We start from the raw sequence: 22,193 nt of genomic DNA on the forward strand, positions 1-22,193 counted from the left end.
GGGCGCCCGACTACTTGGGGGTGGCGCGCTCCCCTACGATGAGGGGCCCTGAAGGTGGAGCGTGCTCCGTCCGGGGGGGAGGGGTGGGTGGACGCCCGGGGATCAGGTCACCTGATCATCGCGCCGGCCGGTTCAGCGCTGGTCGGGGCGCGGGACGTCGCCGCGCCAGGCGCCGGTCTCGGTGCCGCGGCTCTCGATGAACTCCTTGAACCGCTTGGCGTCGGCCTTGACCTGCCGGTCGTCGAAGCCGAGCGCGGCCCCGACCTTCTCCACCACGCCGGTGGGCTCCCAGTCGATCTGGATCATGACGCGGGTCTTGGTGTCGTCGAGGCGGTGGAAGGTGACCACCCCGGCGTGCTTGGCGTCACCGCCGGTGCTCGCCCAGGCGACGCGCTCGTCGGGGTGCTGCTCGGTGATCTCGGCGTCGAACTCGCGCTTGACGCCGTCGATGTTGGTGATCCAGTGCGTGTGCGTGTCGTCGACCTGGGTGATGCGCTCGACGCCACCCATGAACTGCGGGAACGACTCGAACTGCGTCCACTGGTCGTAGGCGACCCGGATCGGGACGTCGACGTCGACGGATTCCTGCACGCTGGCCACGGGAACGCTCCTCGTTGCTCGGGATCTCGTTGTGGGCGATCCGGGCCTACCCCGCCCCGCGCGGGCGGACACACCGGTCAGCGCAGGGCTGCGGCGACGCTGCCCCGCACCGGCCGGCCGGGCAGCAGCAGCGCCTGCGCGAGGTGGTAGGCGTCGGGCTGGCCGGACCAGGTGCCGGTGGCCACCTCCCCGGTCGGCGTCAGCTCGTGGTGCCAGCTGCCGGTGGCGGGGTCGGCGAACCGCTCCTCGCCGTGCGCCCACCAGGTGGTGGCGAGCTCGCCGTACCGGGGCTGCCCGGTGACCGCGCCGAGCACGGTCGCCGCCGCCACCGCCTCGCACAGCACCCAGTGCATCCGCGCGGGCACCACCGGGCGGTCGTCCCAGCCGAGCGTGTAGGGGAAGCCCGGCTCGCCGTCGGCCGCCCAGCCCCGCCCGGCGGCGGCGTCGAACAGCGCGACGGCGTCGTCGAGCAACCAGGCCGGCGGGTCGTCGAGGACCGCGCGCAGGTGGAGGGTCAGCCGCGCCCACTCGAACTGGTGGCCCACCGTGACGCCGTAGGGCCGGAACGGATCGGCCGGCCGGTCGCGGTTGAACTCCGGCAGCGGCGTCCACTCTGCGGTGAAGTGCTCGGGCAGCCGCCAGTCCCGCTCGCGGGCCCAGCCGTGCACGATCCGCTCGGTGCTGCGCAGCGCCCGCTGCCGCAGCCGCACGGCCTCGTCCCCGCCGAGCGCGTCGGCGGCGGCCAGCGTGGCCTCGACGCCGTGCATGTTGGCGTTGGCGCCGCGGTAGTCCGACAGCCGGGACCAGCCGGCAGTCCACTCCTCCACGGCCAGACCGGCGGCGTCGTCCCAGAACCGCCGTTCCCAGACCTCCAGAGCCTCCTCCAGCAGCGCGCGGCCGCCCTCGGTGCCGGCGGCGGTGGCCGTGGCCCCCGCCAGGACGGCGAAGGCGTGCACGTAGGCGGACTTGGTGTCGTCGTCCTCGGCCGCCCGCCAGCCCCCGTGCACGCCGTCGTGCAGCGGCCCGCCGCGCAGCCCGGCCACCCCGGAGGCGGCCACCTCCCCCGCGCCGGGCCGGCCCAGCAGGTGCGCCAGGCCGAAGACGTGGGTCATCCGGGCGACGATCCAGGTCTCCTGCGGGCGGCCGGGCTCGACCGAGCCGTCGCTGCGCAGGTAGCCGAACCCGCCGCCGGGCAGCCGCGAGCGCGCGGCGAGGGCCAGCAGCCCGTCCAGGTCGGTCACCGGGTCATCGTGGTCGCCCGGGCCGCACCAGGCCAGTCTCGTAGGCGCGCACCACGGCCTGGACGCGGTCCCGCACGCCGAGCTTGGCCAGCAGCCGCGTGACGTGCGCCTTCACCGTCGCCTCGGTGACGACGAGCGCGGCGGCGATCTCGGTGTTGGACAGGCCCTGGGCCAGCAGGTGCCAGACCTCTCGCTCCCGGGGGCTCAGGTCGGCGGCCGGGTCGGGTCCCGACGCGGCCGGGGGCGCCTGCAGGTAGCGCTCGATCAGCCGCCGGGTCACCACGGGCGCCAGCAGCGCCTCCCCCGTCGCCACGACCCGCACCGCCTCGACCAGCCGGTCCGGCGGGGCGTCCTTGAGGAGGAAGCCGGCGGCCCCGGCCTCCAGCGCCCGGAACACGTACTCGTCGAGGTCGAAGGTGGTCAGCACCAGCACCTGCGGGGGCTCGGCGAGCCGGCGCAGCCGCCGGGTGCCCTCGATGCCGTCGGTCCGCGGCATGCGCACGTCCATGACGACGACGTCGGGCCGGTGCGCGAGCGCCTGCTCGACCGCCTCCTGCCCGTCCGCGGCCTCGCCCACCACCGCCAGCCCGGCACCCTCGAGCACGCCGGCGATGCCCGACCGGACCAGCGCGTGGTCGTCGGCCACCACCACGCGCAGCGGGCCCGGCGCGGTCACGGCCCCACCAGCGGCAGCACCGCACGGACCTCCCAGCCGGCCGGGTCGACGGCGCCCACGGTCAGCGAGCCGCCGTAGACCCGCACCCGCTCGCGCATCCCCGGGACGCCGTGCCCGCCGCCGCCGCCGGCGAGGTCACCGCCGGGGACGGCGGGCACGCTCCCGACCCGGTGGCCACCGTCGTCGCGCACCTGGAGCCGCACCTCCTGCGCGTCGACCTCGACCCGCACGCCGACCCGGGCGCCGGGGGCGTGCTTGAGCACGTTGGTCAGCGACTCCTGCACCAGCCGGTAGACCGCGAGCGAGGGCCCGTCGGGGACCGCGGCGCCCTCACCGCGCACGGCCAGGTCGACGTCGAGACCGGCGCCGCGGGCGTCGCGGACGAGGTCCTCGAGCCGGGAGATGCCCGGCTGCGGCGTGTAGTCCGGGTGTCCCTCGCGCAGCACGTCGAGCAGGTGGCGCATCTCCCGCATCGCCTCGGCGGCGGTGCGCCGGGCCATGCCGAGGTGGGCGAGCGCGCGGTCGGGGTCGCGGACGACGAACGCCTCGGCGGCACCGGTCTGCAGCACGACGACCGAGACCGAGTGGGCGACGACGTCGTGCAGCTCGCGGGCGATGCGGGCGCGCTCGAGCGCGACGGCCTCGCCGGCCGCGGCGGCCGAGTCCTCCTCGGCCCACAGCGCGGCCAGTGCCCGGTGGTGGACGACGCGCCCGCCGGTCCAGGCGCCGGCGACGAAGAAGAGCAGCAGCACCAGCGAGCGCGGGTGGGCGGCCTCGACGCCGAAGTAGCCGAGCTGCCCGGCCACCCCCATCGCGACCACCGGCAGCGCACCCAGGCCCACGGCCGCGGGCAGGGAGCGGACGTGCACGGCGACGCTGAAGGCGGCCAGCAGCAGGCTGGGGAAGGGCGTGAAGGTCGCCGCCGCCTCCGCGGTCGCCGCGTGCACGACGAGGGCGGCCGCGACCACGGCGGTGACCGATCCGGGGAACCGGCGGCGCAGCGCCAGCGGGAGGGTCACGACCAGGACGAACAGCGTGCCGGGCACCGGGGCGAGGTCGGGCGAGAGGACGACCTCCACCAGCCCCCACACCGCGAGGCCGGCCGCGACGGCCAGGTCCAGCCCGCTGGTCCAGCGGGGCACCGACGCCGCCGCGACGGCGGGGTGCCGGGCGGCCCCGGCGGTCGTCGTCACGGACGCCGAACCTACGGGTCACCGCCCCGCCCGCACGTCCACCTCGAGGCGACACGGGGGTTCGACGATGGTCGACGCCGCGGTCGCGACCGGCTGCGGTGCGGATGTGGACCGCAGGCCGATGTCGCCGGTCCCGGCCGTCCCTAGCGTCCTCGGCGACCGCCTGACCAGGCGACTCCCTGCACCCCGAGGAGCTCTCGTGACCACCACGCTGCCCACCCCCGCCACCGCCCCGGCCGGCCGGCGCCCCGACACCCGGGCCGGCGCCGCCGCGCTCGTCGCCGCCGGCATCTCCGTCGCCGTCGGCGTCACCCAGGTGCTCCACCCGCAGGACACCGACCCGGCGATCGAGCCGCGGACCGCCGCCCTGCTCGTGGGCACCAGCGTCATGCTGTGGGCGCTGCCGGTGCTCTACCTCCGGCTCGCCGCGCTGGCCGGCGCGCGGTGGACGGCGTACGTCGCCTCGGCCGGCACCGTGCTCCTCAGCGGCGGCATGCTGTCGAGCGCGGTCAACGGCGAGGACCTGTCCTTCTTCCCCGCCGTGGCGCTGGTCGCCAACGCACTGTGGTTCCTCGGCTCGGTCGCCCTGGCCGTCGCCCTGTGGCGCTCGCGGCGGGTGTCCCGCCCGCTCGTGGCGCTGCTGCCGCTGGTGACGCCGGTCTTCCTGGTCCTGTCCCAGACCGGCGGCGGGGTGCCGGTGGGCGCCTACCTGGCCGTCGTCGGCTGGCTGCTGCTGCGCGGGCAGCTCGACCGCCGGGCCTGACCCTCCCGGCGACGCCAGCGGGCCCTGGCGGTGATCCGGCAGGGCCCGCTGGCGTGTGCGATCAGTAGGCGAGCGCGGTCCGGGGGTCGGACAGCAGGGCGCCCACGTCGGCGAGGAACCGGCTGCCGAGCTCCCCGTCGATCACCCGGTGGTCGAACGACAGCGCGAGCTGGGTCACCTGCCGCACGCGGACCCTGCCCTTGTGCACCCACGGCATCTCGCGGACGGCGCCGAAGGCCAGGATCGCCGACTCGCCGGGGTTGAGGATCGGCGTGCCGGTGTCGACGCCGAACACGCCGACGTTGGTGATCGTGATCGTCCCGCCGGACATGTCGGCCGGCGCCGTCCGCCCGGCCCGGGCGGTCTCGGTCAGCTCGGTGAGCGCCGCGGCGAGCTCGCGCAGCGAGAGCCGGTCGGCGCCCTTGACGTTGGGCACGATCAGCCCGCGCGGGGTGGCCGCGGCGATGCCGAGGTTGACCTGCCCGTGGACGACGATCTCCTGCGCGGCCTCGTCCCAGGAGCTGTTCACCATCGGGTGCCGGTTGGCCGCGAGCAGCAGCGCCTTCGCGACGAACAGCAGCGGGCTGACCTTCACCCCGGCGAACTCCGGCCGGGCGGCGGTCCGCGACCGCAGCTTCATCATCCGCGTGACGTCGACGGTGAGGAACTCGGTGACGTGCGGCGCGGTGAACGCGCTGGCCACCATCGCCGCCGCGGTCGCCTTGCGCACGCCCTTGACCGGCACCCGCTCGCCGGCGGCCGGCGCGCCGGCCGGGACCGTGGCGAGGTCGGGCACCAGGTCCTGGGTGAGGTCCTGGGCGAGGTCCCGGGCCGGGTCGGCAGCCGGCGCGGGGGCCGCCGCCTGAGCGGTCGCCTCGGCCGGCGGTGCCGCGGCCGCGGCGGTGACGTCCTCGCGGGTGATCACGCCACCGGCGCCGCTGCCGGTGAGCGCGGTGAGGTCGACGCCGAGGTCGCGGGCCAGCTTGCGCACCGGCGGCTTGGCCAGCGGCCGGACCCGCCCGTGCCCCGGCGCGACCGGCCGGGAGGGGGCGGCCGCCTCCGCTCGGGCGTGCGCCTCGGCCTGCCGGCCGACCTCGAGCCCGCCGTGCCGCACCGGCTTGACGGTGGCGTCGGGGGCGGTGGCCAGCAGCGGCGGCCGGTCCTGCCCACCCGAGCCGTAGTCGGCGCCGACCGGGGCCGGCGCGGAGTGCACCGCGCGGCGCGGCCGGCGGCGGGCCTCGGTGTTCCGCGGGCCGTAGCCCACGAGCACCGCCGTCCGCCCGCCGGGTGCCGCCCCGCCGATCAGCCCGGCGGCGGGCTCCGCGGACTCCGCCGCGGGCGCGGCACCGCCGGCCGCCGGCGCGGGCGCCGGGGCGTCCCCACCGGTGTCGATCGTGATGATCGGCGTGCCGACGTCGACGGTCGTGCCCGCCTCGAACAGCAGCTCGGTCACCGTGCCGGCGTACGGGGAGGGCAGCTCGACGGCGGCCTTGGCCGTCTCGACCTCGCACAGCGGCTGGTTGACCGTCACGGTGTCACCCACCGCGACGAGCCACTGCAGGATCTCCCCGTCGGTCAGGCCCTCCCCGACGTCGGGCAGCTTGAACTGGCGCAGTGCCATCGGTCAGAACTCCATCACGCGGTCGACGGCGTCGAGCACCCGGTCGAGGTCGGGGAGGTACTCCTCCTCGAGCTTCGACGGCGGGTACGGGGTGTCGTAGCCACCCACCCGCAGCACCGGCGCCTCCAGCGAGTGGAAGCACGTCTCGGTCACCCGCGCGGCGATCTCCGCACCCAGGCCCAGGGTCACCGGCGCCTCGTGGACGACGACGCAGCGCCCGGTGCGCCGCACCGAGTCGAACACCGGGTCGAGGTCCAGTGGCGAGAGGGTGCGCAGGTCGACGACCTCGAGCGAGCGGTCCTCCTCGGCGGCGGCCTCGGCGGCCTGCAGCGCGGTCTTCACCATCGGGCCGTAGGCCAGCACCGTGACGTCGTCGCCGCCGCGGACGACCCGGGAGGCGAACAGCGGGTCCGGCGTCGCGTCGGTGTCGACCTCCGCCTTCTCCCAGTACCGCCGCTTGGGCTCGAGGAAGACGATCGGGTCGGGGTGGGCGATGGCCTGCTGGATGCCCCAGTAGGCGTCGACCGGGTTGCTGACGGCGACCACCTTCAGCCCCGGGGTGTGCGCGAAGTACGCCTCCGGGCTCTCGCTGTGGTGCTCGACCGCGCCGATGCCGCCACCGAAGGGGATCCGGATGACGATCGGCATGGGCAGCCGGCCGCGCGAGCGGGCGTGGATCTTGGCGACCTGCGTGACGATCTGGTTGTAGGCCGGGAAGACGAACCCGTCGAACTGGATCTCGCAGACCGGCCGGTAGCCGCGCATGGCCAGCCCGACGGCGGTGCCGAGGATGCCCGCCTCGGCCAGCGGGGTGTCGACGACGCGGTCCTCGCCGAAGTCCTTCTGCAGGCCGTCGGTGATCCGGAAGACCCCGCCGAGGCGCCCGATGTCCTCGCCCATGAGCACGACCTTGGCGTCGTCCTCCATGGCGCGGCGCAGGCCCAGGTTGAGGGCCTTGCCGATGGTCAGCGTCTCGGACATCAGTGCCCGCCCTCCTCGAAGGACGCCTGGTAGGCCTCGAACTCCGCCTGCTGCGCGGCGACGAGCGGCGTCTGCTCGGCGTAGACCTGGTCGAACATCGCCGTCCCGGGCGGGTCGGCCATCTCGGTGGTGCCCGAGCGGATCCGCGCCGCCAGCTCGTCGGCCTCGGCCTCGACGGCGTCGAAGAACCCGGCGTCGGCGACGCCGGTGCGCGAGACGTAGGCCTTTAGGCGCGCGATCGGGTCGCGCAGCTTCCACTCCTCCAGCTCGCTGGCCAGCCGGTAGCGGGTGGGGTCGTCGGAAGTGGTGTGCGCGCCCATCCGGTAGGTGAAGGCCTCGATGAACGTCGGGCCCTGGCCCTCGCGGGCGGCGGTCAGCGCCGCCCGGGTCACGGCGAGCACGGCGAGGACGTCGTTGCCGTCGACCCGCACGCCGGGGAAGCCGAACCCGGCCGCGCGCTGGTACAGCGGGATCCGGGTCTGCCGCTCCAGCGGCACGCTGATCGCGTACTGGTTGTTCTGGCAGAAGAAGACGACCGGCGCCGAGAAGCTGGCCGCCCAGATCAGCGCCTCGTTGACCTCGCCCTGGCTGGTCGCGCCGTCGCCGAGGAAGGCCAGCGTCGCGGTCTCGGCGCCGTCGCGCTGCAGGCCCATGGCGTAGCCGGTGGCGTGCAGACACTGCGCGCCGATGACCACGGTGTAGAGGTTGAAGCCGGTCGCCACCGGGTCCCAGCCGCCGTTGTCCACGCCGCGGAAGAGGCTGATGACGTGCAGCGGGTCGACCCCGCGGGTCCAGGCGACGCCGTGCTCGCGGTAGGTCGGGAAGGCCATGTCGTCGTGGGCCATCGCCCGGCCGGCGCCGATCTGCGCGGCCTCCTGGCCCAGCAGCGAGGCCCAGATGCCCAGCTCGCCCTGGCGCTGCAGCGCGGTCGCCTCGACGTCCCACCGCCGGACCAGCACGAGGTCGCGGTAGAGCCCGCGCAGTTCGTCGGCGGAGACGTCGAGCGGGTAGTCGGGGTGCTCGACGCGCTCGCCCTCGGGGGTGAGCAGCTGCACCAGGTCGGGCTGCTGCGGCAGGTGGGGCGCGGCCGCCCCGGGTACGGGGTCGACCATCTCGGTGGTCGCGCTCGACACGCTCACGCGCTGCTCCTCGCCGTCGTCCGCGGCTGCCGGGGTCGCCGGCCGGTCGCGGTGCTGGACGTCCTGTGGCGCCGGGGTTGTGGCTCCACTCACACATCGTGACACGTCCCACGCCGCGGAGGAGCACACCACCCCGGAGGCGGGATGCGCAAGCCCGCGACGGTGCACTGAGCAGGATGCGTGCCCCGCGTCCTCCGGACGTGTCAGACTGCCACCGTGCCCGCCGGCCCCGAGCGCCTCGACGCCACCGACGCACGGCTCGTGCAGGCGCTGGACGCCGACCCGCGGGCCACGGTGCTGGCGCTGTCCCAGCAGCTCGGGCTGGCCCGCAACACCGTCCAGGCGCGCCTGGCCCGGCTGGAGTCCGGCGGACTGCTCGCCCCCTTCGCCTCCCGCGTGCGCCCGGAGGCCCTCGGCTACCGGCTGGGCGCCTACGTGACGGTGCAGGTGGTGCAGCGCGGTCTCGAGGAGGTCGCGGCCGCGCTGGCCGCGATGCCCGAGGTGCTGGAGGTGACGGCGCTGTCGGGCGCGGCCGACCTGCTGGTGCGGGTGGTCGCCGTCGACGCCGACGACCTGTGGCGGCTGACCGAGCAGGTGCTCGCGCTGCCCGGTGTGGAGCGCACCGACACCGCCCTGGCGCTGCGCCGCTACGTGGAGCACCGGGTCGACCCGCTGCTCGAGCGGGCGGCGGGAGAGCGCCCGCCGTCGGGGTAGGGGCTCCCGGTGACCTCCGAGGCGCCCACCCCGCTGCCCGACCTGCTCGACGAACTGCTCCGCACCTACGGCCCCGGCGGGCACGAGGAGGCGGTGCGCGACGTCGTCCGGCGGGAGCTCGAGCCGCTGGCCGACGAGGTCACCGTCGACGCCGCCGGGAACCTCGTGGCGCTCCTGCACGGGACGGACCGGTCCGCCCCCGCCGTCCGGGTCGTGGCCCACCTCGACGAGCTGTCGATGATGGTCAAGCGGGTCGAGCCCGACGGCACGCTGCGGGTGACCTCGCTGGGCGTCATGTACCCGGGCAACTTCGGCCTCGGCCCGGTCGCCGTCCTCGGCCGGCACCGGACGCTCACCGGCGTCCTCACGCTCGGCTCGGAGCACACGACCGCCGAGAGCCAGCGGATCTGGCAGACCAAGCCCGACCAGGGCGACAAGGCGATGGACTGGTCGCACGTGTACGTCTTCACCGGCTGCCCGGCCGAGGACCTCGCCGCCGCCGGGGTGCACCCGGGGACGCGGGTCTGCGTGCACGCCGACCGGCGCGGGCTGACCCGGTTCGGCGACCACGTCGGCTCGTACTTCCTCGACGACCGGGCCGCGCTGACCGCGCTGGTCGGGGCGGCGCGGCTGCTGCGCGGGCGCCCGCACGGCGACGTGTACCTGGTGGCCACCACCAACGAGGAGATGGGCGGGATCGGCGCCTCTCACGCCGCCCGGACGCTGCCCGGCGACCTCACCCTCGCCCTCGACGTCGGCCCCGCGGAGCCCGAGTACCAGGTCACCCTGGACGGCGGGCCGGTGGTGGCCTACGCCGACGACGCCGTCGTCTACGACCGGGCCGTCGCCGACGCGCTGGTCGACGTCGGCACCGAGCTCGGCCTGGACCCGCAGACGGCGGTGTGGCAGTCCTTCGACTCCGACGCCTCCCAGGCGCAGGCGTCGGGCCAGACGGCGCGGGCGGCCCTGTTGAGCCTGCCCACGCTGAGCACCCACGGCTACGAGGTGCTCCACGCCGGCACGGTCGACCGCACCGCCCGGCTGCTCGCCGCCTTCCTGTCCCGGCCGCTGCCGGTCAGCGGCTGACCCGCCGGATCCGCACCGGCCCGCGCGCGGTGCCGACGTCGACCACCGCGCCGCGCTGGGTCACCTCGACCGCGCCGCGTGCGGCCAGCCTGCCCGCGGCCGCGCGCGCCTGCGGCATGAGTGCCCGCCAGCCCTCCGGGTCGACGGCGCGGGCCGCCTCCGACGGGCAGATCGTGGCCCCCGCTGCGCGGGCGTCGAGCAGCGCGTCGATGGCGCGCTCGAGGGCCGGGCCGGCGTCGTCCACCCGCCCATGGTGCGCCGTTTGCGCAGGTCGCGCGCCCGGGTACCGGCGGAGCCATGGCAAAGCGCACCCCGGTGGGGACCTTCGGCAAGGGCAGGCGGGGCATCAGCACGCTGGGCTGGGCGCTGCGCGGCGCGGCGGCGGGAGCGGCCGGGTCCACCGCGCTGAACGCCGTCACCTACCTGGACATGACCGTCCGCGGCCGCGGCACGAGCTCCACGCCCGAGCAGACGGTGGAGAGGCTCGCCGAGAAGGCGCACGTGCCGATCCCCGGCGACGAGGAGCACCGGCAGAACCGGCTCCAGGGCCTCGGGCCGATCACCGGCCTGGTCGCGGGCGTCGGCGTCGGCGTGCTCACCGGGCTGGCGCGGGCGTCGGGGTTCCGGTCGCAGCCGCTGGTGGGCACGCTGCTGACCACCCTCGGCGTGCTGGTGGCCGCGAACGGTCCCATGACGGCGCTGGGCGTCACCGACCCCCGCACGTGGTCGGCCACCGACTGGGTCAGCGACCTCGTGCCGCACCTGGCCTACGGCGCCGTCGTCAAGACCACGATGGACGCCTTCGACCGGCCCTGACGGTGTGCACGATGCCCGTCGAGATCACGTGATCTCGACGGGCCAGGGCGTCGATGGCGTCGAGATCACGTGATCTCGACGGTTCAGGGCACCGTCCAGCCGCGGGGGTCGACGCCGCCGGGAACGGGGGCCGCGGGGTCGTAGGGCTGCCGGGTGAAGACGAACGTGCCCAGGTCGAGGTGGTCGGGGGCGATCCGCAGCGTCTCCCCGGCGTAGTAGCCGTCCAGCCCGACCCACCGGCCGTCCTCGCCCCGGCGGAAGCGGCTGGCCCGTCCGGCCCGTCCGGGCAGCGGCCCCAGGTGCAGCAGTCCGCCGGCCACCGCCCGCAGGGCGTGCGGCGCCGGGCCCCAGTACCAGACGCCGAGCTGCTCGAGCGGCACCGGCGGCTCCGACGGGCGCCACGGGTCGACCACCCGCGGCTCGGCGGCGCGCAGGTCGGCGAGCAGCCCGGGCAGCAGCGCGTCCAGGCCGCTGGTGGTGTTGGCCAGGGAGACCCCGCCGGTGCCCTCCTCGCGGTCGACGAACACCCCGGCGAGGAAGCCCGGCATCGAGCCGCCGTGCCCGGTCAGCGTGCGGCCGTCGACCCGCAGCACCTGCAGCCCGAGCCCGTACGCCGACCAGGCCGGGGACGACGGGTCGACGCCGGCCGGCACCGCCATCTCCTCCAGGGTGGCCGGGGACAGCACGTCGCCGGTGTCGCCGAGCAGGAACGCGGCGAACCGGGCGAGGTCGGCGAGGGTGGCCCACAGCTGACCGGCGGCGGCCATCACGCCGGCGTGGTGCTCGGGCTCGGGCAGCGCGACGTCGGCCCACGGGTGCACGGCCCAGCCCTGCGCGGCGCGGCCGGACGGGCGCGGCGTCGTCCGGGTCATGCCCAGCGGCGCGAGCACCTCGGCGGTGACCACGTCGTCCCATGCCCGCCCGCGCAGCCGGGCCACGAGCTCGCCGAGCAGGCCGAAGCCGAGGTTGGAGTAGTGGAAGCGCCGGGCCTCGCCCAGGACGACGTCGTCCCCGCCGAGCGCCAGGTCGGCCAGGGACCCGCCGGGCACCCGCTCCCACCAGCCGCCGGGGCTCTCGGCGGACGCGCCGGCCAGGTGCGACAGCAGCTGCCCGATCGAGCGGTCGCCCAGCGGGGTGCCGGGCAGGTGCCGGTCGAGCGGGTCGTCGAGGCCGAGCCGGCCCTCGTCACGCAGCCGCAGGACGGCGACCGCGGTGACCGTCTTGCTGATCGAGCCGAGCCGGTACTGGACGTCGGTGTGCGGCTCGGCGACGTCGCCGCGGCCGGCCGACCACGTCAGGCCGCCGTCCCGTACGACGCCGGCCACCAGGCTCGGCGCGCGGCCGTCGCGCTGCACCCGGGCGGTGCGGGCCAGCAGGGTGCGGGCGGTGGCGGGCAGCACGGTCGGCATGCCCGGAACCGTAGGTCAGGCCCGCGCGGGGACCGCCAGCCTCCCCGTGCGGCCGGCCCAGCGCTCGAAGACGACGGTGACCAGCGGCGGGATCGAGGCGGCGAGCGCCAGCAGCGTCGTCCCCGGGGACCAGCGGAGCACCCGGGCCGCGACCAGCGCCACGACGACGTAGGCGACGAACACCGCGCCGTGGACCGGGCCGAACACCTGCACGCCGACCTCGGAGGTCTCCGGCACGTACTTCACGTACATCCCGGCCAGCAGGCCCACCCAGGACAGCGCCTCGGCGACGGCGACGACGCGGAAGGCGGTGGCGACGGTGCGGGGGTTCACGGGGATGCGGTCCTCACGGATCGGCGGCGGCTCCGCAGGGTGCAACGCGGCAGGCTCCGCCGGAGGTCCCGGACCGGGTGTGACCCCGGCAACGCGCCGGAACGGCCACCCTCCCGGGGAGGAGGGTGGTCCTTCCTCAGCCGATGCGGCGGGCGCCGGCGTAGCCGCCCATCGAGTCGACGCCGGCCACCTTGACGACGTCGCCCGAGGTGGGCGCGTGCACCATCTGGCCGTTGCCGATGTAGATGCCCACGTGGCTGACCGGGCTGTAGAAGAACACCAGGTCACCGGGCTGCAGGTCGGCCCGGGAGACCGCGGTGCCCATCTGCGACTGCATCCGGCTCGAGTGCGGGAGGTTGATACCGGCGGCCTTGAAGGCGTACTGGGTCAGGCCCGAGCAGTCGAAGGAGTCCGGGCCGGCGGCGGCCCACACGTAGGGGTCGCCCCGCTGCGCCATGGCAGTGGCCACGACGGTGCCGGCGATGCCGCTGGCCGGCGCGGCCGCCGCTGCCGGCGCCTCCTCGGCGGGCTGCGCCGCGGCGGGCTCCTCGCGCTCGTCGTCGCGGCTGGCCCGCTCGTCCTCGGCGGCGTGCGCGGCCGCGGCGGCCTCGAGCGCGGCGCGCTGCTCCTCGGCGGTCAGCCGGGCGAAGTCGGCCTGGTAGGCGGCGATCTGGTCCTCGAGGTCGGCCTGCTGGGCAGCGACGGCGTCGTACTGGCGCTGCGCCTCGACGGCGGCATCGGTGGCGGCGGCCTGGGCGGCGGTGGCGGTGTCGGTCGCGGCAACCGCCTGGCCGAGCAGCTCGCCCTGGTAGCCGGCGACGCCCTGCAGGAGGCTGACGCGGTTGACGAACTCGTCGGCGTCCTCGCTGGTCAGGAGCGCCTGCAGCGAACCCATGCCGTTGCCGGTGTAGGCGGAGCGGGCGATGCCGACGACCTGCTCGCGGGCGGTGCCGGCGGCGGCCTGGGCCTGGGCGAGGGAGGCGGCGGCGGCCTCGGCCGCGGCCTGCTGCGCGGCGAGCACCTCGCGGGCCTCGTTGAACTCCTCGGTGACGACCTCGAGCTCGTGCCCGCGGGCGGCCACGAGCTGTGCGGCCTCGGCCGCCGTCGTGGGCTCCTCGGCCAGGGCGGACGAGGGGACCACCCCGACCCCCACGCCGAGCCCCAGGGCCCCGGCGAGGACGAGGGCGGCGAGGCGACCCTGCCGGCGGCGGGCCGGGCGGCCGGTCACGGGCATGCCGGGGACAGACGTGCGCAGGGACGCCACGCGGCGGTTCTCCTCTTCCCAGGCCGCCTACCGGGTTAGCTGACGGGTTCGGGCGTGGACTCGCCCGGCGCGTGCGGACACGCGCTGCACCCCAGGACTGCGGTGGGTCCCCGGCCCGGCGCCCCACGGGGCGACCGGCTCGACGGCGTCCTCGGGGTGTCACCCAGGTCGGTGACGGAGCGCCCCGTTGGACGTACACAGAGTAAGGGCCGTGACGGACGCGTGACAATCACCCCGGTGTAATCACATCGGTGACATTCCGTGGTCGCCCGGTCACCGGACTGCCTGCCCCCGGCGGTTTGGCCGGGCGCCGGGGCGTGTAGGAGTCAGGCATGTCCACCTCCACCCGGATGCGCCTGGCCCGGCCGCTGGTCGTGCTCGCGCTGTTCGGCTCCCTGACCGCCTGCGGCGACAACACCGACTTCTCCCGCGGGCCCACCAACTGCGACGCGAGCGGCGAGAACGCCAGCAACGAGAACGACGCCGCGTGCCAGGAGACCGGCCCCAACCCCGGCAACGACGCGCCCACCACCGACGACACCTCCGAGGACTGACCGTCCACCGACCCCCCGACGGGCGCCCGGTCGCGGGGGCTGGTGGCATGGGCGGGTGACTCCGGAACGCAGGTGGACCGCAGCCCGCCTGCGCGCCGAGACGAGGGGCCTGCTGGCCGGCGCCCGGCAGTTGCTCCGCGGGCGCGACCTCGCCCTGATCGCGGCGGGACTGACCTTCTACGCCGGCATCGCGGTGGTGCCGCTGCTGCTGGTCGCGGTGCGGCTGACCGCGCTGGCGACCTCGGCCGACGAGGTGCGTGCGCTCGCCGCCCGGCTGACCGAGCTGCTGCCCACCCCACTGGGCGCCCCGGAGGCGGTCGAGCGCCTGGTCGACGCCGGCACCCGCCTGGACCTCCTGGGCTTCGTGCTGGCACTGGTGCCGCTGACGTTCTACGGCGAGGGGCTGCGCCGGGCGCTGCTGCGGTTCAGCCCCCGCCGGGAGAGCCTGACCGGCTGGCGCGGCCGCCTGCTGAGCCTGCCGCTGGTGGTCGTCTCACCGCTGCTGCTGTACCCGCTGCTGCTCGCGGCCCGGGTGATGGCCGACCTGGCCCGCGAGGACGGCGCCGGGGCGGTGGTCGGCCGCCTCGCCGTCGGCTACTACTCGGTGCTGTTCGTCCTCACGGTGCCGCTGCTGTGGGGCTACGGCGTGGTGTCCGGCGGGCGCTTCCGCTGGACGGCGCTCACCAGCGGGGCGCTGTTCACCGCGGCCTGCCTGTCGGGGTTCCTGCAGGGCTTCGTCCTGTTCCTGTCCCTGCCGCTGGACCTCGGCGCCCCGTTCGGCGGCCTGGTCGTCGTCGGGGCGGTGGTCGCCGTCGGGCTGTGGCTGTTCCTGCTGCACCTGGTGCTGCTGGCCGGGTGGCTGCTCACCCAGTCGCTCGACGAGCGGCTCGCCCGGCGTCAGGCCGGCGCCCACTACCCCGGGCTCCAGGGCGCCCCCTCGGCCGGCGCGGGTGCCGGCTCCGCGGGTGCCGGGGGCGCGCCCTCCCCCGGGGCCGGCAGCGCCCCGGCCGGGTCCTCCGGCACGGTGCCGGGCAGCGGGGGGCCGGGCGGGGGTTCTGGAGCCGGTTCCGGAGCCGGTTCCGGAGCCGGTTCCGGCGGCGGGGGCCCGGGCGGGGGTTCCGGAGCGGGCTCCGGCGCCGGGGCGGGCGGCTCGGGATCGGGAGCGGGGTCGGGGGCGACCGGCTCGGGAGCCGGCTCGACGTAGTCGCTGCCGTTGCTCACCAGGATCGACACGACCTGGCCGGGCACCGCCCGGGCACCCCGGGGCGGGCTGGTCCCGAGGAAGGCGCCGGCCGGCTCGTCGCTGTCGACCCGCAGCGTCTGCGGCGTGAAGCCGGCCTCGGCGAGGACCCGCTCGCAGCTGCGCGCGCCCGAGCAGCCGGGCACCGGCCGGGTGTTGCCGTGCTCCACCGTCTCGTCGGCCGGCGGGAACTCACCGCTGCCCCGGGCGGTGAGGATCGGCTCCATCGCGTCCCGCCAGATCGTGGCGCCCTTGCCGCCACCGAAGCCGCCGACGTCCTCGTTCTCCTTGGGGTTGAGCACCATGACGCTCGCGGTGATCTCGGGCGTGTAGCCGACGAAGGCCACCGAGTAGTTGTCCTGCGAGGTCCCGGTCTTGCCGGCGATCTGGTGCCCGCGGACGTAGGCGCGCGACCCGGTCTGCCCGCGGTACCCCGGCTCGACGTCCTTGCGGAGGATCTGGTTCATCGTGGTGGCCACGCCCGGAGGGATGGCCTCGGGCGTGCACCGGTCGCCCACCGGCAGCGGCTCGCCGTCGGCACCCCGGGCCGGCTGCCCGGCGGCGTCGAGCACGGCGGTCACCGGGACGACGTCGCACTGCGTGCCGCCGGCCGCGAACGTCGAGTAGGCGCTGGCCAGGGCGAGCGGGCTGGTGGCCTCGGCGCCGAAGGTGAACGAGCCGCGGTTCTCGTCGATGATCTGCTGCGGCAGCTCCGGCGGGCTGAACTGGAACAGGCCCGCGGCCTCGGCCATCCGCACCGGTTCCTCGACGCTGCCGAGGGCGTCCTCGAGCGCGAGGAAGTAGGTGTTGGAGGACTGGTAGAGCGCGGTGGTCAGGTCCAGCGTCGGGCGGTAGCCCGACCCGGCGTTGCGCACGCAGTACCGGCCGTCGGTGTCGCGGCCCTGGCAGGGGCCGGAGTACACGCGGGAGACGTAGGGGTCGGCGGCGGTGAGCGTGTAGGTGGAGGAGTAGCCCCGGGCCAGCGCCGCGGCGGCCACGAAGACCTTGTACGTCGAGCCCGAGCCCTGGCTGGGCCAGGTGTTGAGGTTGAACGACTCCTGCGTCGGGTCGGACCGGTCGTAGCCGAACGTGCGGTTGACGCTCATCGCCAGCAGGTGGCCGGTGCCGGGCTCGACGGCGGTGAACATGCCGGCCAGCGAGTCCTCCAGCGGCACGGTCCGCAGCACCGCGGCGTCACCGGAGCGCTGCAGGTCCGGGTCCAGCGTCGTCTGGACGACGTAGCCGCCGTTGTCCAGCTGCTCCTGGGTCAGCCCCAGCTCCTGGATGAGGTACCGCTGGACGAAGTCGCAGACGAACGGCCCGACGCTGGCCTCGACGCAGCCTCGGCGCGGCGGCGGCCCCGGCGCGAGGCCCAGCGGCTCGGCCAGCGCGGCGGCGGCCTCGGCGGCGGTGACCATGCCCTGCTCGGCCATCCGCGAGAGGACCTCGTCGCGCCGTGCGGTGGCGGCCTCGGGGTCGACGAACGGGTCGTCCTCGGTGGGGCTCTGCACCAGGCCGGCCAGCAGCGCGGCCTGCGGCAGCGTCAGCGCAGAGGCGTCGACGCCGAACAGGGCGCGGGCGGCGGGCTGCACGCCGTAGGCGTTGGAGCCGAAGTAGACGGTGTTGAGGTAGCGGGTGAGGATCTCGTCCTTGGTGTAGAGGTCCTCGATCGCCAGGGCCAGGCGTGCCTCGCGCACCTTGCGGCCGACGGTCTGCTCGGTGGCCGACACCCGCTCCTCCGGGGTGTCGGCGGCCTGCAGCAGGGTCTGCTTCACCAGTTGCTGGGTGAGTGTGGAGCCGCCCTCGGCCACCCCGCCGGCGACGATGTTGGTGGCCAGCGCGCGCACCGTGCCCTGCACGTCGAGCCCGTTGTGCTCGTGGAACCGCGCGTCCTCGATGGCGATCATCGCCTCCTTCATGACCTCGGCGATCTGCTCGGAGGCCACCGGCTGGCGGTTCTCGTCGTAGAAGTACGTGATCGGCTCGCCGTTCGCGGCCAGCAGCACGGTGTTGCCCGGCGGCGTGTCGACGGTGAACTCGGTGGGCAGGTCGCCCAGCAGGCCGGTGGAGCGCTGGGCGGCGACCGCCGGGCCGCCGATCCACGGGAGGAGCAGACCCGCCACCAGCGCCCCGGCGACCACGACGGTGGCGGCCAGACGCAGCAGCGTCCCAGCCGGACTGGGCCGGTCCATGGGCTCCCTCCTCGGCCGATCACTGGAACAGAGATCACCGCCGACCACAACCACCCGCGCCGGTGTGGCCCGCGGCGACGCGCTAGGGCTCGATGGCCAGCGGCACCGGCAGGTCGTCGCGGTGCAGGACCACCAGCGTGCTCACCGCGCGGGTCAGCACCACGTAGAGCCGGTTGAGCCCCCGCGGCTCGGCCGCCACGATCGCGGCCGGGTCGGCGACGACGACGGCGTCGAACTCCAGCCCCTTGGCCAGCGTCGCGGGGACGACGGCGACCCGCCCGGCCGCCGAGCCGTCGTCGGCGAGCACCTCGGCGGGCAGGCCGGCGTCGGCCAGCGACCGCGCCACCCCGGCGACCGCGGCGTCGGCGCAGACCACGCCGACCGACCCCGGGTCGGCGGCCAGCGCGGCGACGACCTCGGCCAGCGGCCCGGCGAGGTCGGCGACCGGCCGGACCTCCAGCGCGCCGGGGTCGCGGCGCACCGCGGTGGCCGGGCGCAGCCCGGGGGCGATGACCGGCAGCAGCCGGTTGGCGTAGTCGAGCACCTCACCGGGCACCCGGTAGCCCCGGGTGAGCGGCCGGACGGCGGTCTGCGGCCGGCCCAGGCCGGCGAGGGTCGGCGCCCAGTCCGCCGGCGACCCGGGGCCGGTGGCCTGCGCGAGGTCGCCGAGCACGGTGAGCGACCCGGCGGCCAGCCGGCGCGCGATCGCCCGGCACTGCATGGGGGTGAGGTCCTGCGCCTCGTCGACGACCACGTGCCCGTAGCCGGCGGTGCGCTCGACCAGCCCCGCGGCCTCGTCGACCAGGACGGCGTCGGCGGCGGTCCACGGGGTCGCGCGGACCGAGCGGGCGGCCGGGCGCAGCAGCAGGGCCTGCTCGTCGTCGGTCAGCACGCCGCGGGCGGCGCGGGCGAGGACGGCGGGGTCGGAGAGGAGCTCCGCCACGAGCGCGGCGGCGTCGCGGGCGGGCCAGACGGCGTCGCAGAACGCGCGGACCCCGGCGCTGCGGGCGGCGCGGCGGACCTCCCCGTCGGAGGGGCTGCCGCCGGCCTCCTCGTTCTGCCGGCGGGCCTCCTCGGCCAGCAGCAGCGCCAGCCGCTCGCGGCCGGCGGCGTGGTGCAGCCGCTGCTGGTCGTCGGCCAGGCGGCCGCGCCGGCGCAGGTCGTCGACGTGGCGCTTGAGCCGCTCGACCGGGACCCGGTACCGGCGGCCGGCCAGCGGGACGAGGACGTCGTCGGCGGGCTTGGCGATGGTGCCCCACAGCGCCCGCTCGAGCACCTGCGCCATGCGGGCGTCGCCCTTGAGGACGGCGACCTCCGGGGCGTCCTGCGCCCGCACCGGCACACGCGCCGTCAGCTCGGCGACCGTCGTCTGGTCGACGTCGACCTCGCCGAGGGTGGGCAGCACCTGCTCGATGTAGCGCAGGAACGCCCGGTTCGGCCCGACGACCAGGACGCCGGTGCGCGCCAGCTGGCCGCCGTGCGTGTAGAGCAGGTAGGCCGCCCGGTGCAGGCCGACCGCGGTCTTGCCGGTTCCGGGCGCGCCCTGCACGCACACCGACTCGGCCAGCGGGGCGCGCACGATCTCGTCCTGCTCGGGCTGGATGGTGGCCACGATGTCGCGCATGGGCCCGCTGCGCGGGCGCTCGATCTCCCGCCGCAGCAGCGCCGAGTCGCCCTCCTGGCCGGCACCGAGCAGCTCGTCCTCGTAGCTCGTCAGCTCCCCGCCGGAGAAGCCGAAGCGGCGGCGGCGCACCAGGCCCTGCGGGTCGGCGGCGCTGGCCCGGTAGAACGGGCGGCTCATCGGGGCCCGCCAGTCGATGACCACCGGCCGGCCCGCGGCGTCGCGCACGTGCCGGCGGCCGATGTGGAAGGTCTCGGTCGTGCCGTGGGGGGCGCCGGTGTCGGTGCGGCCGAAGAACGGCGGCACGCCCGGGTCGGCGGCCAGGGCGCGCAGCCGGTCGGCGCGGGCGGCGCCCAGCCGCTCGGAGGCCCAGGCGTCCACCCCGGCGTCGACGACGGCGGAGGCGGCGGCGCGCATCCCGGTCAGGCAGTCGGCGGCGCGGGCCAGGTGGGCGCGCTCGGCGGCCAGGACGGGGTCGGGAACGGAGGGTGCGGGAGGGCTCGTGTCGGTCGGTGGGGCGGACACGGTCGTTGGACGCTACGCCTCGCGGTGGCCCGCGTCACGCTCGTGACCCTGTGGTTCGGTCCCCTCCCGGACGGTCACCGGGCTCGACGAGGTGGACGCGGACCGCCCGGAACTGGGCGGGGGTCGCCTCGAGCACCGCGCGCGTCGGCTCGCCGACCTCCAGCGCGGGGTCGCGGCGCAGCGCCGCCAGCGCGGCCAGCCGCGGGTCGGCGAGGACGGCGTCGACCATCGGCCGGTCGCCCCCGGTGAACAGGGCCTCGACGCCGGCGGCGTGCGGCAGCAGCACCCGGGCGGCGGTCCCGGCGGCGGCGCCGACCACCGCGTCGGCCTGGTGGGTCCGGCGGCGGGCGAAGCGCTGCTGGCTCCAGCCGCCGGCCGCGCTGCGCCCCTGCACCAGCCGCGTGTCGACCTTGGAGACCACGAGGTCGGCGCCGTCGAAGACCCCGGTCGCCCACCGGCCCCGGCGCACGAGCAGGACGGCGGCGCGCCGGGGCTGCCGGGCGGCGGCGGTGAACGAGGTCAGCAGCGCCGGTGCCGGCGTCCACGCGAACGGTGCGCGCAGGGTCAGCGTGGTGCCGTCCTGGCAGGTGACGGCCACGGCGCCGTCGTCGTCCCCGGTCACCTCGACGAAGGGCCCGTGCCGCGCGGCGACGCCGTCGAGCCACCGGCCCAGCCGCTCCGGTGCGACGCCGAGGACGCGGCCGCCGCCGGCCGCCGGCCGGGGGCGGGTCACCGGCTCAGCCGGTCACCTCACCGGCGAGGACCGGCTCGGCGATGTTCTCGGCGGGCACGTGCAGCAGCCGCTGGGCCACCAGCACGACGACGGCGGCGAGCCCGGCCGACACCGTCGCCACGAGGAAGGCCGCGTTGGCGCCGGCGGTGTCGACGATCTTCCCGGCGATCGACGTGCCGACGGCGACCCCCAGCCCGAGCGCGGTGCCGATCCAGGTGAAGGCCTCGGTGACGGCGGTCCGCGGGACGATGATCTCGGCGAGGGTGAACGAGCTGATCAGCGACGGCGACACCGCGATGCCGGCGACCACCACGAACGGGATCATCACCCAGACGCTGTCGACGACGACCAGCGGCACGGTGAGCACGGTGAGCACCAGCAGGACGACCAGCAGCCGGTGCCGCAGCGGGTGGTGCCAGTGCACGGCGCCCCAGCCGATGCCGCTGACCATCGAGCCCACCGCCAGCCCCGCGATGAGCACACCCGACAGGCCCATGGCGTCGGCCTCGTCGGCGAAGGCGACCAGCGCGATCTCCAGCGTGCCGAGGACCGAGCCGACGGCGGCACCGACGACGAACAGCACGCGCAGGCCGGGCGTGCGGATCGCCGAGGGCCCGCGGCGCGCCTCGTGGCCGTGCGGCGGGGGTTCGGTCCGGCGCTGGGCGGCGAACAGCAGCGCGCCCACGACGGCGAGGGTGAACGCGGTGACCACGCCGGAGGTGGCGTGCCCGGTGGTGGACAGGAAGGTGACCAGCACCGGCCCGACGATGAAGACCAGCTCGTCGACCACCGACTCCATGGCCAGCGCGGCGGGCAGCCGCTTGGTGCCGCGCAGCAGGTGGGTCCAGCGCACGCGGATCATCGAGGCGACCGGCGGGATGCACGCGCCCGCGACGCCCGCGGTGGCGAAGAGCGTCCAGCGCGGCCAGTCGTCCTTGACCGCGGCCAGGAACGCCGCCCCCGCGGCGGCGAAGACGAGCACGACCGGGACGAGCACGCGGCGCTGGCCGAAGGTGTCGGCCAGCCGCCCCAGCAGCGGGCCGGCCAGGGCGGTGGTGACCGCGCCGGCCGCCGCCACCGTGCCGCCCAGCCCGTACGAGCCGGTCTCGGACGCCACCAGCAGGACGCACCCCAGGCCCACCATCGACAGCGGGAGCCGCCCGACGAAGGCCGCGAGCACCATGGGCAGTGCGTGCGGCGTGCGCAGCACGTGCAGGTAGGGACTGAGCAAAGGAGGGGGACCTGTCGTCAGGGGGACGCGGGTTCACTCCACGCTAACCGACGGCGGCACGGCGGGCAGGCGGACCGCTTGCGTTCCGTGTGCGGACGGACACGGGCCCCGCCCCGGACGACGCTGTCCGACGCGGGGCCCGCGGGACCCGGGGGGGGGGGGGGGGGGGGGGGGGGGGGGGGGGGGGGGGGGGGGGGGGGGGGGGGGGGGGGGGGGGGGGGGGGGGGGGGGGGGGGGGGGGGGGGGGGGTGGGGGGCGTGG

20 protein-coding genes, 1 pseudogene and 1 riboswitch are annotated in these 22,193 nt (G+C 76.3%); of the genes and pseudogenes, 6 read left to right on the top strand and 15 right to left on the bottom strand.

Translation table 11 applies throughout. The features are described from left to right. Nucleotides 1-132 precede the first annotated feature (132 nt). From ACI78U_RS22490 to ACI78U_RS22505, 4 genes are all read right to left on the bottom strand, one after another. Nucleotides 133-600 (bottom strand): SRPBCC family protein, encoded by a 468-nt coding sequence (locus tag ACI78U_RS22490; protein ID WP_456877626.1) that lies wholly within the window; start codon nt 598-600, stop codon nt 133-135. A gap of 77 nt (nt 601-677) precedes the next feature. Continuing rightward, complete coding sequence (locus tag ACI78U_RS22495) at nt 678-1,841, bottom strand: AGE family epimerase/isomerase (protein WP_456877627.1); 1,164 nt, start codon at nt 1,839-1,841, stop codon at nt 678-680. A gap of 4 nt (nt 1,842-1,845) precedes the next feature. Further along, nucleotides 1,846-2,517 carry a response regulator gene (locus ACI78U_RS22500; RefSeq protein ID WP_456877628.1) on the bottom strand — a complete coding sequence of 224 codons (672 nt, stop codon included), beginning with the start codon at nt 2,515-2,517 and terminating at the stop codon, nt 1,846-1,848. Further along, the gene (locus tag ACI78U_RS22505) at nt 2,514-3,710 is read right to left on the bottom strand and encodes a sensor histidine kinase (protein ID WP_456877629.1); all 1,197 of its coding nucleotides are present in this window, start codon (nt 3,708-3,710) and stop codon (nt 2,514-2,516) included. The genes ACI78U_RS22500 and ACI78U_RS22505 overlap by 4 nt, the downstream gene beginning before the upstream one ends. Nucleotides 3,711-3,909: 199 nt before the next feature. Here ACI78U_RS22505 and ACI78U_RS22510 point away from each other — a divergent pair, with 199 nt between their 5' ends. After that, nucleotides 3,910-4,473 carry a hypothetical protein gene (locus ACI78U_RS22510; RefSeq protein ID WP_456877630.1) on the top strand — a complete coding sequence of 188 codons (564 nt, stop codon included), beginning with the start codon at nt 3,910-3,912 and terminating at the stop codon, nt 4,471-4,473. 61 nt (nt 4,474-4,534) lie between these two features. Here the strand turns inward: ACI78U_RS22510 and ACI78U_RS22515 are convergent, their stop codons facing one another. The 3 genes from ACI78U_RS22515 to pdhA are packed head-to-tail and all read right to left on the bottom strand — an operon-like array spanning nt 4,535 to nt 8,214. Next, entirely contained in the window at nt 4,535-6,094 is a 1,560-nt protein-coding gene (locus ACI78U_RS22515) for a dihydrolipoamide acetyltransferase family protein (RefSeq protein WP_456877631.1), read from the bottom strand. Nucleotides 6,095-6,097: 3 nt separating this feature from the next. After that, nucleotides 6,098-7,075, bottom strand: coding sequence for an alpha-ketoacid dehydrogenase subunit beta (locus ACI78U_RS22520; RefSeq protein ID WP_456877632.1), 978 nt, complete (start codon nt 7,073-7,075; stop codon nt 6,098-6,100). Further along, nucleotides 7,075-8,214, bottom strand: a complete 1,140-nt coding sequence (gene pdhA / locus ACI78U_RS22525) for a pyruvate dehydrogenase (acetyl-transferring) E1 component subunit alpha (protein WP_456877633.1) — start codon at nt 8,212-8,214, stop codon at nt 7,075-7,077. Before pdhA ends, ACI78U_RS22520 begins: the two co-directional genes overlap by 1 nt. Nucleotides 8,215-8,430: 216 nt before the next feature. Between pdhA and ACI78U_RS22530 the strand changes: the two genes are divergently transcribed. Together ACI78U_RS22530 and ACI78U_RS22535 are read left to right on the top strand one after the other, a co-directional pair. Then, nucleotides 8,431-8,928, top strand: coding sequence for an Lrp/AsnC family transcriptional regulator (locus ACI78U_RS22530; RefSeq protein ID WP_456877634.1), 498 nt, complete (start codon nt 8,431-8,433; stop codon nt 8,926-8,928). 9 nt (nt 8,929-8,937) lie between these two features. Next, a complete protein-coding gene (locus ACI78U_RS22535; protein WP_456877635.1) occupies nt 8,938-10,014 on the top strand; it encodes a M42 family metallopeptidase in 1,077 nt (358 codons plus the stop codon). On the opposite strand, the gene ACI78U_RS22540 is transcribed toward ACI78U_RS22535, so the two are convergent. After that, entirely contained in the window at nt 10,004-10,258 is a 255-nt protein-coding gene (locus ACI78U_RS22540; protein ID WP_456877636.1) for a DUF3253 domain-containing protein, read from the bottom strand. The genes ACI78U_RS22535 and ACI78U_RS22540 overlap by 11 nt on opposite strands. A gap of 53 nt (nt 10,259-10,311) precedes the next feature. Here ACI78U_RS22540 and ACI78U_RS22545 point away from each other — a divergent pair, with 53 nt between their 5' ends. Further along, nucleotides 10,312-10,830 carry a hypothetical protein gene (locus ACI78U_RS22545; RefSeq protein ID WP_456877637.1) on the top strand — a complete coding sequence of 173 codons (519 nt, stop codon included), beginning with the start codon at nt 10,312-10,314 and terminating at the stop codon, nt 10,828-10,830. Nucleotides 10,831-10,913: 83 nt separating this feature from the next. On the opposite strand, the gene ACI78U_RS22550 is transcribed toward ACI78U_RS22545, so the two are convergent. The 3 genes from ACI78U_RS22550 to ACI78U_RS22560 all read right to left on the bottom strand — a co-directional run bounded on the left by ACI78U_RS22550 (nt 10,914) and on the right by ACI78U_RS22560 (nt 13,836). Further along, a complete protein-coding gene (locus ACI78U_RS22550; RefSeq protein WP_456877638.1) occupies nt 10,914-12,239 on the bottom strand; it encodes a serine hydrolase domain-containing protein in 1,326 nt (441 codons plus the stop codon). 15 nt (nt 12,240-12,254) lie between these two features. Beyond that, nucleotides 12,255-12,572, bottom strand: coding sequence for a DUF3817 domain-containing protein (locus ACI78U_RS22555; protein ID WP_456877639.1), 318 nt, complete (start codon nt 12,570-12,572; stop codon nt 12,255-12,257). 136 nt (nt 12,573-12,708) lie between these two features. Continuing rightward, entirely contained in the window at nt 12,709-13,836 is a 1,128-nt protein-coding gene (locus tag ACI78U_RS22560) for a C40 family peptidase (protein WP_456877640.1), read from the bottom strand. 7 nt (nt 13,837-13,843) lie between these two features. Beyond that, a riboswitch (cyclic di-AMP (ydaO/yuaA leader) is annotated at nt 13,844-13,979 on the bottom strand. Between the two features lie 189 nt (nt 13,980-14,168). On the opposite strand from ACI78U_RS22560, the gene ACI78U_RS22565 reads away from it, so the two are divergent. Together ACI78U_RS22565 and ACI78U_RS22570 are read left to right on the top strand one after the other, a co-directional pair. Further along, a complete protein-coding gene (locus ACI78U_RS22565) occupies nt 14,169-14,390 on the top strand; it encodes a hypothetical protein (RefSeq protein ID WP_456877641.1) in 222 nt (73 codons plus the stop codon). Nucleotides 14,391-14,445: 55 nt separating this feature from the next. Further along, nucleotides 14,446-15,264, top strand: a pseudogene (locus ACI78U_RS22570) (YhjD/YihY/BrkB family envelope integrity protein); the annotation flags it as partial. 38 nt (nt 15,265-15,302) lie between these two features. On the opposite strand, the gene ACI78U_RS22575 reads toward ACI78U_RS22570, so the two are convergent. From ACI78U_RS22575 to ACI78U_RS22590, 4 genes are all read right to left on the bottom strand, one after another. Beyond that, nucleotides 15,303-17,822: a transglycosylase domain-containing protein gene (locus ACI78U_RS22575; RefSeq protein WP_456877642.1), complete on the bottom strand. Its 2,520-nt coding sequence runs from the start codon at nt 17,820-17,822 to the stop codon at nt 15,303-15,305. A gap of 82 nt (nt 17,823-17,904) precedes the next feature. Beyond that, nucleotides 17,905-19,968, bottom strand: coding sequence for a HelD family protein (locus tag ACI78U_RS22580; RefSeq protein ID WP_456877643.1), 2,064 nt, complete (start codon nt 19,966-19,968; stop codon nt 17,905-17,907). Nucleotides 19,969-20,002: 34 nt separating this feature from the next. Continuing rightward, the gene (locus tag ACI78U_RS22585) at nt 20,003-20,701 is read right to left on the bottom strand and encodes an acVLRF1 family peptidyl-tRNA hydrolase (RefSeq protein WP_456877644.1); all 699 of its coding nucleotides are present in this window, start codon (nt 20,699-20,701) and stop codon (nt 20,003-20,005) included. 4 nt (nt 20,702-20,705) lie between these two features. Then, nucleotides 20,706-21,932 carry an MFS transporter gene (locus ACI78U_RS22590; protein WP_456877645.1) on the bottom strand — a complete coding sequence of 409 codons (1,227 nt, stop codon included), beginning with the start codon at nt 21,930-21,932 and terminating at the stop codon, nt 20,706-20,708. Nucleotides 21,933-22,193: the final 261 nt, after the last annotated feature.

Source organism: Geodermatophilus sp. SYSU D00710 (assembly GCF_054050195.1).